This is a genomic window from Betaproteobacteria bacterium (assembly GCA_016709965.1).
Taxonomy (GTDB): domain Bacteria; phylum Pseudomonadota; class Gammaproteobacteria; order Burkholderiales; family Rhodocyclaceae; genus Azonexus; species Azonexus amarohabitans.
In genome coordinates, this window is record JADJLT010000001.1 from 720,867 (window position 1) to 737,500 (window position 16,634).

17 protein-coding genes (1 of these 17 only partly in view) are annotated in these 16,634 nt (G+C 58.3%); 11 read left to right on the top strand and 6 right to left on the bottom strand.

All coding sequences use genetic code 11. The features are described 5' to 3' along the window. Positions 1–52: 52 nt before the first annotated feature. The 4 genes from IPJ12_03650 to IPJ12_03665 all read right to left on the bottom strand — a co-directional run bounded on the left by IPJ12_03650 (position 53) and on the right by IPJ12_03665 (position 3,947). Positions 53–754, bottom strand: a complete 702-nt coding sequence (locus IPJ12_03650; GenBank protein ID MBK7646267.1) for an ABC transporter ATP-binding protein — start codon at positions 752–754, stop codon at positions 53–55. Further along, the gene (locus tag IPJ12_03655) at positions 754–1,980 is read right to left on the bottom strand and encodes an efflux RND transporter periplasmic adaptor subunit (GenBank protein ID MBK7646268.1); all 1,227 of its coding nucleotides are present in this window, start codon (positions 1,978–1,980) and stop codon (positions 754–756) included. The genes IPJ12_03650 and IPJ12_03655 overlap by 1 nt, the downstream gene beginning before the upstream one ends. Continuing rightward, the gene (locus tag IPJ12_03660) at positions 1,977–3,362 is read right to left on the bottom strand and encodes a TolC family protein (GenBank protein ID MBK7646269.1); all 1,386 of its coding nucleotides are present in this window, start codon (positions 3,360–3,362) and stop codon (positions 1,977–1,979) included. Before IPJ12_03660 ends, IPJ12_03655 begins: the two co-directional genes overlap by 4 nt. Before the next feature lie 87 nt (positions 3,363–3,449). Continuing rightward, entirely contained in the window at positions 3,450–3,947 is a 498-nt protein-coding gene (locus tag IPJ12_03665; protein ID MBK7646270.1) for a hypothetical protein, read from the bottom strand. A gap of 171 nt (positions 3,948–4,118) precedes the next feature. Here IPJ12_03665 and IPJ12_03670 point away from each other — a divergent pair, with 171 nt between their 5' ends. The 8 genes from IPJ12_03670 (at position 4,119) to IPJ12_03705 (ending at position 11,669) form a co-directional block, all read left to right on the top strand. After that, positions 4,119–5,165 carry a quinone-dependent dihydroorotate dehydrogenase gene (locus IPJ12_03670; GenBank protein ID MBK7646271.1) on the top strand — a complete coding sequence of 349 codons (1,047 nt, stop codon included), beginning with the start codon at positions 4,119–4,121 and terminating at the stop codon, positions 5,163–5,165. A 72-nt stretch (positions 5,166–5,237) separates the two neighbouring features. Further along, the gene (rsxA, locus tag IPJ12_03675) at positions 5,238–5,822 is read left to right on the top strand and encodes an electron transport complex subunit RsxA (GenBank protein MBK7646272.1); all 585 of its coding nucleotides are present in this window, start codon (positions 5,238–5,240) and stop codon (positions 5,820–5,822) included. Between the two features lie 5 nt (positions 5,823–5,827). After that, positions 5,828–6,382, top strand: a complete 555-nt coding sequence (rsxB, locus tag IPJ12_03680) for an electron transport complex subunit RsxB (GenBank protein ID MBK7646273.1) — start codon at positions 5,828–5,830, stop codon at positions 6,380–6,382. Then, the gene (gene rsxC, locus IPJ12_03685; GenBank protein MBK7646274.1) at positions 6,382–8,136 is read left to right on the top strand and encodes an electron transport complex subunit RsxC; all 1,755 of its coding nucleotides are present in this window, start codon (positions 6,382–6,384) and stop codon (positions 8,134–8,136) included. The genes rsxB and rsxC overlap by 1 nt, the downstream gene beginning before the upstream one ends. Beyond that, on the top strand, positions 8,136–9,152 hold the full coding sequence (locus tag IPJ12_03690; protein MBK7646275.1) for an RnfABCDGE type electron transport complex subunit D: 1,017 nt from the start codon (positions 8,136–8,138) through the stop codon (positions 9,150–9,152). Before rsxC ends, IPJ12_03690 begins: the two co-directional genes overlap by 1 nt. After that, positions 9,149–9,811, top strand: a complete 663-nt coding sequence (gene rsxG / locus IPJ12_03695) for an electron transport complex subunit RsxG (protein MBK7646276.1) — start codon at positions 9,149–9,151, stop codon at positions 9,809–9,811. Before IPJ12_03690 ends, rsxG begins: the two co-directional genes overlap by 4 nt. Continuing rightward, on the top strand, positions 9,808–10,497 hold the full coding sequence (locus tag IPJ12_03700; protein MBK7646277.1) for an electron transport complex subunit E: 690 nt from the start codon (positions 9,808–9,810) through the stop codon (positions 10,495–10,497). Before rsxG ends, IPJ12_03700 begins: the two co-directional genes overlap by 4 nt. A 38-nt stretch (positions 10,498–10,535) precedes the next feature. After that, positions 10,536–11,669: an RNA methyltransferase gene (locus IPJ12_03705; protein MBK7646278.1), complete on the top strand. Its 1,134-nt coding sequence runs from the start codon at positions 10,536–10,538 to the stop codon at positions 11,667–11,669. Positions 11,670–11,751: 82 nt separating this feature from the next. Here the strand turns inward: IPJ12_03705 and IPJ12_03710 are convergent, their stop codons facing one another. Continuing rightward, the gene (locus IPJ12_03710) at positions 11,752–13,161 is read right to left on the bottom strand and encodes a diguanylate cyclase (GenBank protein ID MBK7646279.1); all 1,410 of its coding nucleotides are present in this window, start codon (positions 13,159–13,161) and stop codon (positions 11,752–11,754) included. Positions 13,162–13,204: 43 nt separating this feature from the next. Here IPJ12_03710 and nth point away from each other — a divergent pair, with 43 nt between their 5' ends. The 3 genes from nth to IPJ12_03725 are packed head-to-tail and all read left to right on the top strand — an operon-like array spanning position 13,205 to position 15,319. Continuing rightward, positions 13,205–13,882, top strand: coding sequence for an endonuclease III (nth, locus tag IPJ12_03715; protein MBK7646280.1), 678 nt, complete (start codon positions 13,205–13,207; stop codon positions 13,880–13,882). Further along, complete coding sequence (locus IPJ12_03720) at positions 13,879–14,895, top strand: FIST C-terminal domain-containing protein (protein ID MBK7646281.1); 1,017 nt, start codon at positions 13,879–13,881, stop codon at positions 14,893–14,895. The genes nth and IPJ12_03720 overlap by 4 nt, the downstream gene beginning before the upstream one ends. Beyond that, entirely contained in the window at positions 14,888–15,319 is a 432-nt protein-coding gene (locus tag IPJ12_03725) for a DUF1841 family protein (protein MBK7646282.1), read from the top strand. The genes IPJ12_03720 and IPJ12_03725 overlap by 8 nt, the downstream gene beginning before the upstream one ends. 80 nt (positions 15,320–15,399) lie before the next feature. On the opposite strand, the gene IPJ12_03730 is transcribed toward IPJ12_03725, so the two are convergent. Continuing rightward, positions 15,400–16,634, bottom strand: the 3' portion of a protein-coding gene (locus IPJ12_03730; GenBank protein MBK7646283.1) for a type II/IV secretion system protein. Its footprint extends 550 nt past the window's final position; 1,235 of the gene's 1,785 nt are visible here — the last part of the coding sequence; the start codon falls outside the window, past its right edge; its stop codon occupies positions 15,400–15,402.

The following is a 16,634-nucleotide window of genomic DNA, read 5'->3' on the forward strand; positions in this document are numbered from 1 at the left end:
GCCGACTTCCACGGTCGACCGGAAAAAATGGCCAAAATTGAAATTTTTGAAGTCATGCTGTGACCTGCTCCGTCAGCTGATCACTGACAATTTCGCCATCGAGGAACTTCACCTGCCGCTTGGCATGCGCTGCCACGTCAGGTTCATGCGTCACCAGCACGATGGTGATGCCCTCATCGTTAAGTTCGCCAAACAGACGCATGATTTCTTCGCTGGTATGGCTGTCGAGGTTGCCGGTCGGTTCGTCGGCGAGAATCAGTCGCGGGGAATTGACCAGTGCCCGGGCAATCGCCACCCGTTGCTGCTGCCCGCCGGAAATGCGGCTGGGCAGCGACTCGGCGTACTTGCCGAGGCCAACCTTGTCGAGCAACTCCCGCGCCTTGGCCCGTCGTGTTTCCTTGTCGACGCCGGCATAGACCAGCGGCAATGCGACATTGTCCTGCAAGCTCATGCGCGGCAGCAGGTTAAAGCCCTGAAAAACGAAGCCCAGCGTGCGATTGCGCAGGACGGCCAGGGCATCCTTGTCCATGTGCGCAACGTTTTGGCCGGCCAGAAAGAAATCACCCATGGTCGGCGTATCGAGGCAGCCCAACAGGTTCATGAAAGTCGACTTGCCGGAACCGGAAGGCCCCATGATGGCGATGAATTCCCCGACATGGATGTCGAGATTGACGCCCTTCAGCGCCGGAAACAGGCCGGCCGCCGTTTCGTAGGACTTGCCCAGACCAACCACCCGGATGACCGACTCAGCCATCAGAACATCCGCATGCCGACGCTGGACGGTGACTTGGTACCGTTGGTGTTTTCACCGATCACGATGCGATCACCTTCCTTCAAGTCCCCGCCGACAATTTCCGTGTTGCGATTGTCCGTGATACCAAGCTGGACGCTGACTGGCTTGATCTCGTCGCCGGCCAAGATGTAAACCGTGCCGCTCTGGGCATCACGCTTCTTGCCCTTGCCGTCGCCGGATTTAGCTGCGGCGCCCATACCCGGGCCAGGCGCTCCTGCGGTCGACGGGGGTTTTTGGTTATTTTCCGATTTTTTCTCGGCGGCATCGGCCAGCTTGAAGCGCAGCGCGGCATTGGGCACCAGCAAAGCACCCTCACGTTTCTGCACGCCAATATTGACGTAAGCCGTCATGCCCGGCAGCAGCTTGAAGTCGGGGTTATCCACCCGGATACGGACGTTGTAAGTCACCACATTCTGCTGGTTGGTCGGATTGAGGCGAATCTGCTGCACCTCACCGTTAAAATTTCGACTTGGAAAGGCATCCACCGTAAAGCGAACCGGCAGCGCCTCCTTGATGCTACCAATGTCAGCCTCGGCAAAACTGGTATCGATGGCCATCTTGGAAAGATCCTGGGCAATCTGGATCAGCACCGGCGTCTGGAAACTGGCCGCCACCGTCTGGCCGATATCAACCAGTCGCGCCACAACCACGCCTGACACCGGCGAAGTAATGACCGAATAACTCAGGTTAACCTGATCCTTGTCGGCCGCCGCCCTGGCCTGAATCAGCTGGGCCTGAGCCGATTTCAGTCCCTGCAGCGCGACATCGTAATCCTGGCGAGAGACATACTCCTTGGCCAACAGGGCTTTCATCCGGGCCTCGTTGGCCTTGGCCAGATCGACGGAAGACTGTTGATTCACCACGTTGGCCTGACTCTGGCGGACGATGGTTTGCAGCAATGACTGATCAAGCTCGACCAGCTTCTGCCCGGCGACCACCTTGTCGTTGAAATCGACGTAGAGTTTCTTTACGGTTCCCGAAACCTGCGTGCCGACATTGACCAGCACCAGCGGATTGAGGGTACCGTTGGCCGACACGGTCTGCGTGACATCACCCTTCTGCGCATTCGCGAATTTGTAGCGCGTTTCCGGATTCTGCGCTGCGCGCTGTTTGCTGTACCAGACGCCGCCGCCGATCAGTCCGGCAACTACCGTCACGCCAATCAGTATCTTGCCGATGGATTTCATGGTCTTCCTTCCGCTGCCGGTTGCAGCAGCGTGTAATCAAGTGCGCCCATCGTCTGAGCCAGCGTGGCGCGATAAACATTCCAGTCGAGCTGCGCCTGTATTCGCTGCAGCCGGGCACTGGCCAGCGCACTCTGCGCCGACAGCAAATCCAGCACAGTACCCACGCCAGCCTTGTAGCGCCCCAGCGCCACGCGCTCGGATTGTTCGGCGCTGGCCACGAGATCTGCAGTGGTCTTCAGACTTTGCGTTGCCGTCGTCAAACTTTGGTAGGCCTTCCAGGCATCGAGCGCAATCTGATTGCGAATGCGATCGCGCTGCGCCGCCCTGACCTCTGCCTGGGCCGATGCTGAACGTACCCGATAAGTGGTATCGAACCCGGTAAAGAGCGGCACGTTCAGGCTCACGCCCACGCTGCCACCCTGCGTGATGACCCCTGCCGAGTTCTGCCAGCTTGGCCCGACTCCCAGCGAGATGGTTGGCCGTCCCTGCGCTCGCGCGAAATCAACACTGGCCTCAGCCGCCTTGAGCTGCGCCTCGGCCGCACGCAGATCGGGCCGTCTGGCTTGTGCCTCGCCAATCAGCGCATCGATTTCCTTCTGGAAAGCCAGCTCGGCTGGCAGGGCCGGCATTTCAGCCAGCACAATACCTTGCTGCGCTTCAAAGCCGAGCGCATTGGCCAGCGTACCGAGTGCGTTACGGGCATCACCCTCCGCCCGGATGCGGTTCAATGTCGCCTGCGACAGCGCAGTCTGCGCCTGCAGACGATCTGCTGGCGTCCCCGCCCCCACCTGATAACGGGTATCTGCCGCCAGAAAACCTTCACGAGCCGAACGCTCGGCCTCAAGCGCCGAAAGCACAGCTGCCTGCGTCGCCTGCGCCGAGTAATAGGATTGCAGCGCCGCGAGGAAGAGCGATTGCACCGTTGCATCCTGCGTCGCCGCAGCGGCATTCAACAATTGCCGTGCATTTTCAACATTAGCCGAACGCTGGCCAAAGTCGTAGAGCAGCCACGACAGCGTCAATGCCGCCGAGGTCCGGTTATATGAGCCATTGTCGTACTGAAAACGGGTTGCCCCCGCGCTGCCATCCAGCCTCGGCAACCAGGCTGCCTGCGCAACACCGACCAGCGCTGCCTGCGCCCGGGCCGACGCCCAGACTTCACGCGTCTGCGGATGGTTGCACAAGGCCAGATCGACTGCGTCGACGGCGGTCAGCGCACTCTCCGGCAAGACGTTCCGACAAGGGGCGTCATCCACACGAGCGGCAAGCCGCGTCGACGGCTTGAGTGGCGCCACGGCGTCGGTCCCGAACGGATCATCGCCCCCTGCCCAGGCTGGCAAGGCTGCTGCGGTCAACAGGAAAAAACAGGGTAAAAATCGCATGAGCGAAAGTTTAGCCTCACTGCGAAAAATAGGTCGTTACAGTTTGTTTCCGTGGATGTACCGGGCAACCCGGATGCGCCAAATTTTTCAACGCATGTTTTCGATGGCGCGCAGCGTTTCCGCTTCGAGAGCCTGCGTATCCGTGTCGGAATGACCCAGCAGGACGATTTCCTCAAACACCGGGTCAGCCGACTGCCCGGCGGAACTGCTTTCTTCGCCATAGCCATCGCGAAAGGCAATCCACTTGGCCAGCATGATTTCATGCTCACTCAAGCCGCACGCCATATCCGGCGGCACCTTTGCCCCCAGCTGGATCAGGGTACGCACAACTTCGTTGTGCTTCCCGCGCACCGCCATGCTGAGCGCCGACGTTGGCGAATGGTTATCCGCCAGATTGACCATGGCACCCCGCCTGACCAGTTCGGTGACAATATCGACATGCCCCAGAAAACAGGCAATACCGAGCGGCAAGCCGGGCTCACCACCCTGCGTATCATCCGCCAGCGCACCGTCATCTAGTACCCGAACAACGTATTTAAGCCGGCCTGACCGGATGGCCTTGATGAGATCCAGTTGAGTTGCCATGGCCCTTCCATGAAAAATATCTGCTGCTGACACCAAGAATACTAATCCGCAAAATCGGCCAGTGTGAGTTAAGAGATAGTACGTTCGTGTAAAAAATCGCAAAGCACAAGCTATCCATGGCTCGATTTCGCTGCTGCCACCACTACCGCATGCGATAAAATGCCACCCACTATGCTCTATCCACTCATTCGTAAATTTTTCTTCTCCCTCGACGCTGAAACCGCCCACGGCATTGGCATGAAGGGCATCGATTTAATGAGCGCCGCCGGACTAACCTGCGCCGTCGCCAAACCGGTTGCCTCCTGCCCACTGGAAGTCATGGGCCTCAAGTTCCCCAACCCGGTCGGCCTGGCCGCCGGTTTGGACAAGAACGGCGATCATATCGACGGTCTGGCCAAGCTCGGGTTCGGCTTCCTTGAAATCGGCACCATCACACCGCGCCCACAAGCTGGCAATCCAAAGCCCCGTCTGTTCCGCATCCCGGAAGCCCAGGGCATCATCAACCGCATGGGCTTCAACAATGACGGCGTAGACAAGTTGCTGGAAAATGTTCGGGCTGCTGAATTCCCCAAGCAAGGCGGCATTCTCGGCATCAATATCGGCAAGAACGCGACCACACCAATCGAGAAAGCCGTCGACGACTATCTGATCTGTCTCGACAAGGTTTACAACGACGCAAGTTACGTCACGGTGAACATTTCTTCACCCAACACCAAAAACCTGCGCGAGCTCCAGAAGGACGAGGCGCTGGACGACCTTCTGGCCCAATTGAAGGCCAGACAATTGCAACTGGCCGAAAAATTTGGCAAGTATGTCCCCATGGCGCTAAAAATCGCGCCCGATCTTGACGACGAACAGATCACCGCCATCGCCGACGCACTGCGCCGCCATCGCTTCGATGCGGTCATTGCAACCAACACTACCCTGTCGCGCGAAGGCGTGGAAAACATGGCAAACGCTACCGAGACCGGGGGCTTGTCAGGCAAACCAGTATTCCAAAAATCAACCGCCGTTCAGAAAAAACTGTCGATTGCGCTGGCCGGAGAACTACCGATCATTGGCGTTGGCGGCATCATGGGGGGTGAGGATGCGGCGGAAAAGATCAAGGCAGGCGCCAGCCTGGTCCAGTTCTACAGCGGCTTTATCTACCGCGGCCCTGATCTGGTCAGCGAAGTGGCAGAAACACTCGCTAACATGATGCGAAAGAAAACCGTATAAAGCCATAAGCAGCGCGCAGTTGTTTGCAGTGCAGCAAACCCCGATAATACGGACTTAACGCTTGCCCAAATTATGAGCCATTACTTATTCATCCTCGTCGGCGCGGTGCTGGTCAACAACGTCGTACTGGTGAAGATTCTCGGTCTTTGCCCCTTCATGGGCGTTTCCAAGAAACTGGAGACAGCCTATGGCATGGGTGCAGCCACGACCTTCGTGCTGACCATGGCGACCGGGGCCAGCTACATCATCGACCACTACCTGTTGATGCCATTCGGGCTGGAATACCTGCGCACGCTCTCCTTCATCGTCACCATTGCGGCCATTGTCCAGTTAACTGAAATGGTCATCGCCAAGACCTCGCCAACCCTGCAGCAGACGTTGGGCATCTATCTCCCGCTGATCACCACCAATTGCGCCGTACTAGGCGTACCCCTGCTCAATGTGTCGAATGGCTACAATTTTGTCGAATCGCTGCTTTTTGGCGCCGGGAGCGCCTTGGGTTTCTCGCTAGTCCTAGTGCTCTTTGCCGGTATCCGTGAACGCATCGAAGGCGCCGATGTACCCGTTTATTTCCGCGGTGTGGCCATAGCGATGGTCACCGCTGGTCTGATGGCTCTGGCCTTCATGGGCTTTGCCGGTCTGGACAAATACCAATAATGGATATCCTGCTCGCCATTGCCATCATGGCCCTCGGCGCCGTCGTGCTCGGCGCTGCACTGGGCTTCGCCTCGATTAAATTCAAGGTTGAAGGCGACCCGCTGGTCGAAAAGGTCGAAGCCATCCTGCCCCAGACGCAGTGCGGCCAGTGCGGCTTTCCTGGCTGCAAGCCCTACGCCGAAGCGATCGTCAATGGCGAGGAAATCAACAAGTGCCCACCCGGCGGCGCTGAAGGCGTTCAACGTCTGGCCGACCTGCTTGGCCGCGAAGTCAAGCCGCTCGACGCTGAAGAAAAGCCGAAACAAATCGCCATCATCGACGAAAACACCTGTATCGGCTGCACGTTGTGCATCCAGTCCTGCCCGGTCGATGCCATCGTCGGCGCTGCCAAGCAGATGCACACCATCATTACCCAGCAATGTACCGGCTGCGAACTCTGCCTGCCGCCCTGCCCGGTCGAGTGCATCCATATGGCCGTGATTCCCGAAACTATCGACAACTGGAAGTGGAGATACCCTGTCGTCGAGATCAAGGCCGCGCCGATCAAGGAAGCAGCCTGATGCTGATGAATCTGTTCAAGTTCAAGGGCGGGGTCAAGCCGCCGAGCAACAAGCTGCAATCCAACCACTTGCCGATTGCCCAGGCACCAATGCCTTCGCGCCTGGTCATACCTTTGCACCAGAGTATCGGCGGCATGCCGCAGCCGATCGTGGCAGCCGGCGACAAGGTACTCAAGGGCCAGATGGTCGGCAAGGCTGACGGCTGGATTTCCGCCGCTGTTCATGCCCCGACTTCGGGTACCGTGGTCGAGGTGGCCATGCATGTCCGCCCCCATGTCTCCGGCCTCGACTCGCTGTGCGTTGTCATCGAACCGGATGGCCGGGATGAATGGATCGCCCGCACACCCATCGATCATCGGGCGGTACCGGCCGCCGACGTTTTCCATCACCTGCAGCAATGCGGCATCGTCGGCCTCGGCGGCGCCGGGTTCCCGGCCCACGGCAAGCTGACGCCAAGCAAGGGCGTGGCGATGGATGAGCTGATCATCAACGGTGCCGAGTGCGAACCCTTTATCACCTGCGACGACTTGCTGATGCGCGAACGGGCCGATGAAGTAGTCCGTGGCATCGCCGCTTTCCGCGATTTGCTGCAACCGAAAAAAGTGCTGATCGGCATCGAGGACAACAAGCCCGAAGCCATCGCTGCCATGCGGGCTGCGGTCGACGCCCAAAAAGAGGCATTTTCGGTCGTCGCTGTGCCCACCCTCTATCCGGCCGGCGGCGCCAAGCAGTTGATCCGCGTACTGACCGGCAAGGAAGTTCCCGGTTCGATGCGCTCGACGGCCGACATGGGCGTCCAGGTTTTCAACGTCGGCACAGCCTACAGCGCCTGGCGCGCCATCGCCCACGGCGAACCGCTGGTGTCGCGCATTCTGACCATCACCGGCAATGTCCAGGCGCCGCGCAACTATGAAGTGCTGATCGGCACGCCGATGGACGAGTTGCTGGCCTTGGCCCAACCACACCCGGATACCGACGGCATTCTGATGGGTGGCCCGATGATGGGCTTCATGGTGCCGAACCCCAAGGTCCCGGTAGTCAAGACAACCAATTGCCTGATCGCTCACAACGACAGGCTGTTTCCTCCCAAGGCGCCGGAAATGCCATGCATTCGCTGCGGCTCCTGTGCCCGGGTCTGCCCGCACGAACTGCAGCCCTTCGAGATGTACTGGTTCTCGCGCGCCAAGAATTTCGGCAAGACGCAGGAATACAGCATCTTCGACTGCATCGAATGCGGCTGCTGCTCCTACGTCTGCCCGTCGCGCATCCCGCTCGTCCAGTATTTCCGCTTTGCCAAAAGCGAAATCTGGGCGCGCGAACGGGAAAAAAATGCCTCCGATCAGGCCAAGGCCCGCTTCGAGTTCAAGCAACTGCGCGAAGAGCGCGAGAAATCCGAAAAGGCCGAAAGACTGGCCAAGGCGGCTGCCGCCCAGGCCGCCAAGAAAGCTGCTGAAGCCGCAGTCGCGGCAGCTACCCCGCCAGAAAACATGCCAGGGACGCCAGAGGTAAAACCTGAATCAGCCCCGGCAACTACCACGGTCGACGCCGAAAAAGCCGCAAAAAAGGCAACAATCGAAGCTGCCATGGCAAGAGCCAAGGCACAGCGTGAAGCTGTTCCGCCAAAGAATACCGACAATCTGACACCGGAACAGCAGCGTGCCGCTGCCGAAATTGAATCCCGCCGTGTCGCCGCCCACCTGATTGAAGCCGATCCGGCAACCGTATCGTCTCCAGCCAGCGAGAAATCCGAATAATGTTCGCTCCCGCCCCTTTCCTCCTAAAAGACGCCAGCGTCAGCAAGGTAATGATCCAAGTCTGCCTCGCACTGGTGCCAGGTATCGCTGCCTATGTCTGGCTGATCAGTCCGGCCATCGTGGTACAACTGCTCATTGCCACACTCACCGCACTGTTTGCAGAGACCTGCATGTTGCGCATACAGGGGAAGCCGCTGGCCATGTTTTTGTCCGATGGTTCGGCGATAGTCACCGCCTGGCTGATCGCCCTCGCCTTTCCGCCTCTGGCCCCCTGGTGGCTGGTGGTCACCGGGACCCTGTTTGCCATTGTCGTTGCCAAGCACCTCTACGGTGGCCTTGGGCAGAATCCATTTAACCCGGCCATGGTCGCCTTCGCTGTCTGCATCGTTGCCTTTCCGGCACTGATGTCGCAGTGGCCAAGCGTCGGCTTGCAAATGCCTTTGCTTGACCAAATCAATGTCATTCTCGGTTTCGCGCCGCGCGTTGATGCGATTTCGGGTGCGACCCCTCTCGATGCCTTGAAGACGGCGCTGAAGCTAAGCGAGGGCGAGCTGAACGTCAGCAGCGTGCTGACCAATCACGCTATCTATGGAAATATCGCCGGCCGCGGTTGGGAATGGGTCGCTGCGTGCTACCTGATCGGCGGCATCTGGCTGTGGCAGCGCCAGCTGATCAGCTGGCACATCCCGACCGCATTCATCGGTGCCATGACCCTGATTTCCGGCGCCTTGTGGATATATCAGCCAGCACAATTTGCCAGCCCACTGTTCCACCTTTTTTCCGGCGGCAGCATGCTCGGTGCCTTCTTCATCGCGACCGATCCCGTTTCCGGCTGTACGACGCCGCGTGGCAAGCTGATTTTCGGTGGATGCGTTGGCCTGCTCGCTTACATCATCCGAGTTTTTGGCGGCTATCCTGACGGCGTGGCTTTCGCTGTCCTGCTCATGAACCTGAGCGCACCGCTGATCGACCTGCTGACGCAGCCGCCGGTCTTTGGCATGAAGGACAAAGCATGAGTGCCGTGAAGGGGATTTCCGCTCCCGGTATGGCGGTACGCACGGCCGCCATCCTGTTCGTCTTTGTCATCATCTTCACCGCCTTGCTTTCGGGTGCCTATCTGTGGACCAAGCCAGCGATCGAAGCCTCGGCCGCCGAAGAAAAAATGAAATTGGTCGATGAAGTTCTACCTCGCAGCGAGTACGACAACGCACTGCTGGAAGACACCTTACGCCTGCCAGCAACGCTTGAACTTGGCCTTGCGGACCCAACCCTGCTCTATCGTGCCCGCAAGAACGGACAACCGGTTGGGTTCATTTTTGAAGCCGTGGCTCCAGATGGTTATGCTGGCAAGATTCGCCTGATCTTAGCCATCCGCGCCAACGGTGAAGTCGCTGGCGTGCGCGTCACCCAGCACAAGGAGACGCCCGGGCTTGGCGACTATGTCGAGATAAAGAAGGACAAGAACAAGGCACGGCCGTGGATCACACAATTCAACGGCATGTCGGCGGCTCAAGTACCGGACAGGGAATGGAAAGTAAAGAAAGATGGTGGCCGCCTCGACTCCTATGCCGGCGCAACCGTCTCCCCGCGCGCTGTCTCAAAAGCCGTGCTGAAAGCCGTCAAATGGGCCGAAGCCAATCGTGACCGGCTGTTTTCCGAAGGAGTCGCCAAATGATCACGCGTGATGAAGTCAAGACCATTGCCGGCAACGGCGTCTGGAAGCAGAACACCTCAATTGTCCAGATTCTCGGCCTCTGCCCTTTACTGGCAACGACCACCAACGCGGTCAATGGCATCATGCTATCACTGGCCACTATCATCGTCATGGCCATCTCGGGCTTTGCGGTCGCCTCGTTGCGCAACCTGATTCCGCATGAAATCCGCATTCCAGTGTTCATCCTCATCGTTGCCGCGCTGGTCACCGTAGTGGACCTGCTGTTCAATGCCAACTTGCATGAGTTGTATCTGGTACTCGGCATCTTCATTCCGCTGATCGTCACCAACTGCATCGTGCTGGCTCGCGTCGAAGCCTTTGCTGCCAAAAACGCACCGATACAAGCGACATTTGACGGCGTTTCCATGGGCATCGGCATGTTATGGACCTTGGCATTGCTCGGTGCCATGCGTGAATTCCTTGGCAACGGCACCATTCTCGGTGGTATAGACATGGTTTTCTCCAGCCTTCATCCTATCCAGTTGCTGCCGGAAAGCTACCCCGGCTTCCTGCTTGCACTGCTGCCACCCGGTGCCTTCATTCTGCTCGGCTGCATGATCGCCTGGAAAAACTGGATGGAGGCACGGGCGGCAGAACGTGCCAATATGAAACCACCCACGCCAATCGCTGCCGCCGGCTGCCACTAAAGATGCCTGCCCCTCGCGGGCCCGAGGGAAACACCAGCATGCGTATTGCAGCTATCCGCCAGTCCATGTACACCGCAGGTGGCAAGGATTGCCACGTGGACCGCGTACTGCGCGCCTGGACCCAAGCCAAACCACTCGATTCAGGCGCACGCCGCCATCAGCCCGAGAACTACTTGCCACTTGCCTTGCGCACGGTACTGCCTGCCTTGCAGAATGAATTGTCTGGCCTGGCTCGTGTGCGCTCCGAACACCCGGGCGAGGACGGCTCCTCTCGACTTCTGGTCGAACTGACTGATGGCCAAACGGTAGAAAGCGTGCTCTTGCCACGCGACGGTATGTGCGTGTCGACGCAAATCGGTTGCGCTGTCGGCTGCACGTTCTGCATGACCGGCCGTGATGGCCTGCTTCGTCAAGTCAGCAGTGCGGAAATGGTGGCTCAGGTTGTTCTGGGCCGAGCCCGGCGCAAGGTATCGCGCGTCGTTTTCATGGGCATGGGCGAACCGTCGCACAACATGGATAACGTGCTCGAAGCCATCGATACGCTAGGCACATTTGCCGGTATCGGACACAAGAATCTGGTGTTTTCAACCGTGGGCGACCGTCGCGTTTTTGAACGCTTGCCCAAGGAACGCGTCATCCCGGCCCTCGCTCTGTCCCTGCACTCAACTCACACAGCACTGCGTGCCGAACTGCTACCCAAGGCGCCGCACATCGAGCCTGCGGAGCTCGTCGAGCTGGCGGAACATTATGCCCGAACGACCGGCTACCCGATCCAGTACCAATGGACGCTTATCGATGGCATCAACGACAGTTATGAAGAGATGGATGGCATCGTTCGCCTGCTCAAGGGAAAGTACGCAATCATGAACCTGATTCCGTACAACACTACAGCTGCCCTCAGCTATCGGCGCCCTAGCTATGGACATATCACGGCGCTGACCAAGCATCTGCACGCCCATGGAATCCGGACAACAGTACGCAACTCCGCGGGGCAGGATGTGGACGGCGGTTGCGGCCAATTGCGAGCCCGCCAGAGCGATACACAGCCAAATGCTGCTCCCGTAAGGCTGCACCGAAAAAGCACCTCGACAGCCAAGCTCGGCGATCCCGCCGGAATCAACGGCATCACGCAGCAGGCGCCAACCTGGCAACTGGGTGACATTGGAAGTTGATCATTTAAGCGCCCGACAGACAGCTCTTCCCGGAAGCGTGGAAGAGCCCAGCAAATGCTCAGCAATTAACAACAGTTATCTATCACTCGCTCGCGCTGGCAACAATGACACAGTTCTTGCCACGCTCCTTGGCTCGATAGCACGCCGCATCCGCTCGCTGAATAATCGATTTCTGGCTGTCACCAGGCATCCACTCGGCAACACCAATGCTGACCGTACAGCGAATTTCTTCACCGATTGCAGAATGGAGCACCTGAGCGCTAAAGGCACTGCGCAGACGTTCGGCCAGTGACTGAGCTGAACTCAATGCCGTTTCAGGCATAAGGATGACAAATTCTTCACCGCCATAGCGAAACCCGCTGTCTGAGCGGCGCATGCAATGTCGGATCACTTCTGCCAGCATCTGTAATACCCGATCCCCTTCCAGATGACCAAAGCTGTCGTTAACGCGCTTGAAATTGTCGCAATCAAGGACCAGCAAAGACAATGGCCGACCATAGCGTAAAGTCCGTTGAGCCTCTGCAATAAGGCAATCGTGCAGATGGCGCGAATTGAAAAGCCCGGTCAGTGAATCGGTCAGGCTCAATGTGCGGTAACGCTCCTCGCTCTCGCGCAAGGCTTCTTCTGCCCGACGCCGTTCAGTGACGTCCTGCAAAGTTTCGATGGCGCCAACGATATCTCCGGCCGCATTACGCAGTGGCGCGGCCGTAAAGAACAGCCAACGGCCACCATCACCAAAATGGGGAAAAAAATCTTCGGCCTCGTATCCCCCCTGAACCAGCGCCGATTGCCGATAACGGCCATGATAGAGACGACCCACTTCAACATCGCCGGCCCCATCCAGGACGAGGTCTGCCATGATTGAACGCCGCCCGGCATAGAAGGCTTTCCAGTGGTTCTCCGTACAGATCACGTTGCTGGCAGACATGCCGGTCAACACTTCGCAGGCGTGGTTCCAGTGGGTGACGCGGTGCTCGGCATTGATGACCAGCGTCGCGACCGAGGAGCCATCGATGATCTGTGACAAAAAGGCCGTCGAATCATGCAAGGCTGCCTCTGCCTGCTTTCTGGCGGTGACATCCTGCAGGGTTTCGATAGCGCCGACTATTTCGTTCTCGTCATTGCGGATCGCGGCCGCCGTAAAAAACAGCCAGCGCCCGTTTTCACCAAAGGCCGGAAAAAAATCTTCCGCCTCCCACCCTCCATCGATCAACTCGGAGCGCTTGAACTTGCTGTCATAGAAGGTCGCAACGGCCACTTCCACTGCCTGATCAACGATCAAATCGGCCAGCACGGGGCGAGGCTCGGCATAGAAAGCGCGCCATTGCTCATTGCGTCCGATCATTTCAACGGCACTAACACCAGTCAGCACCTCGCAGGCACGATTCCAGTGTGTAACGCGATGCTCTGCATCGATGACGAAGGTCGCAACCGGATTACCTTCAAGCAACTGCGTCAGGGCAATTGGATTGCCTTCTGTTGTACGCGGCATGGGAGCCCACCCTCTCTGTCAGGTAGAATTTGTTTTCAACAATATGGCGTATCCCGAAGCGCCTGACAATCCAATCTCGTCATCCACCTTGAAAAAATTACAGATCGAGCAGTTCTTTACCCGCCTGCGTGACAGCAATCCGGCTCCTACGACCGAACTGCACTATGCAACGCCTTTTCAGTTACTGATCGCCGTCATTTTGTCGGCTCAGGCAACCGATGTCGGCGTCAACAAGGCAACGGCGAGACTCTATCCGGTTGCTCCAACACCGGCTACGGTGCTCGCGCTTGGCGAAGAGGGGCTAATCGAATACATCAAGACCATCGGCCTGTTCCGCACCAAAGCGAAAAATGTCATCGCGACCTGTCGCATGCTGCTCGAATTGCACAACGGTGAAGTTCCCGATGACCGCGCCGCACTGGAAGCCCTGCCCGGCGTTGGCCGCAAGACTGCCAACGTCGTACTCAACACGGCTTTTGGCCATCCGACCATTGCTGTCGACACACATATTTTTCGCCTCGGCAATCGTACCGGGCTGGCCACTGGCAAAACGGTAGATGAGGTCGAGAAGAAGCTGCTGCGTGTCACGCCTGATGAATTCAAGAAAGATGCTCACCACTGGCTGATCCTGCACGGACGCTATATCTGCAAGGCGCGGAAGCCGGAATGCGGGCGCTGTGTGGTCATCGACTTGTGCAGCTACCGGGGAAAAACTGTATGAAAGCAGCGAGTGCACTGGTAGCCGGCCATCGGCCGGAACCCGAACTGGCGCATGCTGCAGTTCAGGCGGCCTTGGCCACAGCCGGGCTGGAACGCGCCGACAACGTCATTCTTTTCCTGAGTCGTGACTTCAGTCGTCATCCCCAGCCAGCCGTCCTCGCCGCAGCACGCGGCGCGGGCTGCCTTTCAGTCAGTGGCTGCACAGCCAGCGGGCTATTCACCGAACGGGGCTGGCAACTCGACCAGCCCGCGGCAGCCGCGCTCGTTTTTTCGTCGCCTTCCAGGCATGCAGAGCAGGACTCACCCATCCTCTCCTTCACTGGCCACGGCCGGCTACCTTTCGAGTGGCAGGACGATGCCCCACGTGCCGGCCTCCTCGATGCCGATGCGGTGGCTTGGTCGCACGGCCGGACGACGGATAATGCTTGCGCCGAATTTCGTCTGCCTGGACTACAGACCCGCTTGGTATGCGCCAGAGGCCTGCGCCTGCTCGGCGAAGCCCAGGCTGTCGAACGTTGCCAGCATTATGAATTGAGCCAGATTGGCGGCCACAGTGCTGTCGATAGTCTGCGTCGCGTCCTGCCGGCCGAGTTACGCGATAACCTGCCTCTGCATCAGATCGCCGCCCTGCGTCATCCGGATGATCCTGGCATCGCCCTCCTGTCAGCCAATGCCGACGGTTCTCTAACCCTTGCCGACAGCTTCAGCGAAGGCGAAACAATTACCTGGGCAATTCGCCAACCACTCGCCGCCGAGCACGAAATGCGTCAGGCGCTGACTTCCGCGGTCAACCGGAAAAAACCGCCAAATTTTGCATTAATGTTTTCATGCATTGGCCGCGGCCCGCTGTTTTACGGCGACGATGATCGCGACCTAGTGGCATTTCGCGAAACATTCCCCGACACGCCGCTACTCGGCGCTTACGGCACTGGGCAGATTGCCCCGCTAGCCGGCCGCAACCGCCTGCTCCACAACACTGCACTCACCTTATTGTTTGAAAGCGCTCATGTTTAATCCCTCCCGCGACCAGGTCCGCCGATTCTTTTGCGATGCCTGGAAAAAGCACATTGACCGCCTGCCCTTGGTTGGCGCCGAAGTAACCGCTGCCGATATTACCGCTCGTCATCCGGAATACCAACCCCTGCTGAGCGACGCCAATGCCGCCGTGGAAAAGGAATGGACGCCGGAAGGTGGTGCAATGAACCCGTTCCTGCATCTATCGCTTCACCTCGCCATTCACGAGCAGGTCAGCATCGACCAACCACCCGGCATCCGCATGGCCTTTGAGCAGCTGCGCGCCCGTATGGACCCGCACGATGCCGAACACGTACTGCTTGAATGTCTGGGCGAAACGATCTGGCGCGCCCAGCGCGAAGGCAAGCCCATGGATGCCATGGCTTATGTCGATGCGGTACGGCGAAAATCGAGCCTGATTTAACCCGCGTGAGTGCAATTATTGGTCCGCCAACCTGACTACCACGGTCAACCGGAAAAAACCGCCAATATCAAAATATTTTTCTAACTATCGTCAGACGGCGGCGCGACCTTGATCACCTCTTCCAGCGAAGTCACGCCCTGCGCCACCTTCAGCGCCCCGGAAATTCGCAAGGGGCGCATCCCTTCACGGAAAGCCTGCTCGCGCAGCTTGGGGATTTCCGTATTCGGTTTGATCAGACGACGAATCTCGGGCGAATTCATCAGGATTTCATAGACCCCGACACGACCGGTGTAACCAGTCATCCGACACTCCAGACAACCAACCGGTTGCCAGATCTGCGCCGGCTCGCCCGATTTCCAGGGAGCAACCAGCGAACGCCAGGCGGCACGCTGGTCCTCGGTCGTTGGCGTCGGCTTCTTGCAGTGCGGACACAAGGTACGCACCAAGCGCTGAGCCATGACGCCCAGTAATGTCGAATTGATCAAATAGGCCGGTACGCCAAGATCAAGCAAGCGGGTAATCGCCGATGGCGCATCGTTGGTATGCAATGTTGATAGCACCAGATGGCCAGTCAATGCTGCCTGAATCGCCATTTCAGCCGTTTCAAGATCGCGGATTTCGCCAATCATGACGATGTCCGGATCCTGCCGCATCAAGGCGCGCACACCATCCGAAAAGCCAAGATCAATGCTCTGCTGCACCTGCATCTGATTGAACGCAGCTTCCACCATTTCGATCGGATCTTCGATGGTGCATACGTTAACTTCCGGCGTCGCCAACTGCTTCAGCGTCGTGTACAGCGTCGTGGTCTTGCCTGAGCCTGTCGGCCCGGTCACCAGAATAATGCCGTTCGGTGAGGCCGTCATCTGCTTCCAGCGCGACTGATCCTCATCAGAAAAACCAAGCGAACGGAAATCACGGACCAGCACTTCCGGGTCGAAAATCCGCATAACCAGCTTTTCGCCGAAGGCAGTCGGCAGCGTCGAGAGACGAAGTTCAACCTCCTGCCCGGCTGGCGTCCGCGTCTTGATCCGCCCGTCCTGCGGACGGCGCTTCTCGATGACATCCATGCGGCCAAGCAGTTTAATCCGGCTGGTCATGGCATTCATGACCGCCATCGGAATCTGATAAACCTGATGCAGCACACCATCGATACGAAATCGCACGATGCCGAGATCACGACGCGGCTCTATGTGTATGTCCGACGCGCGCTGATCAAACGCGTATTGCCACAGCCAATCGACGATATGGACAATGTGCTGATCATTGGCATCAAACTGCTTGTTGCCCTTGCCCAACTCAACCAATTGCTCGA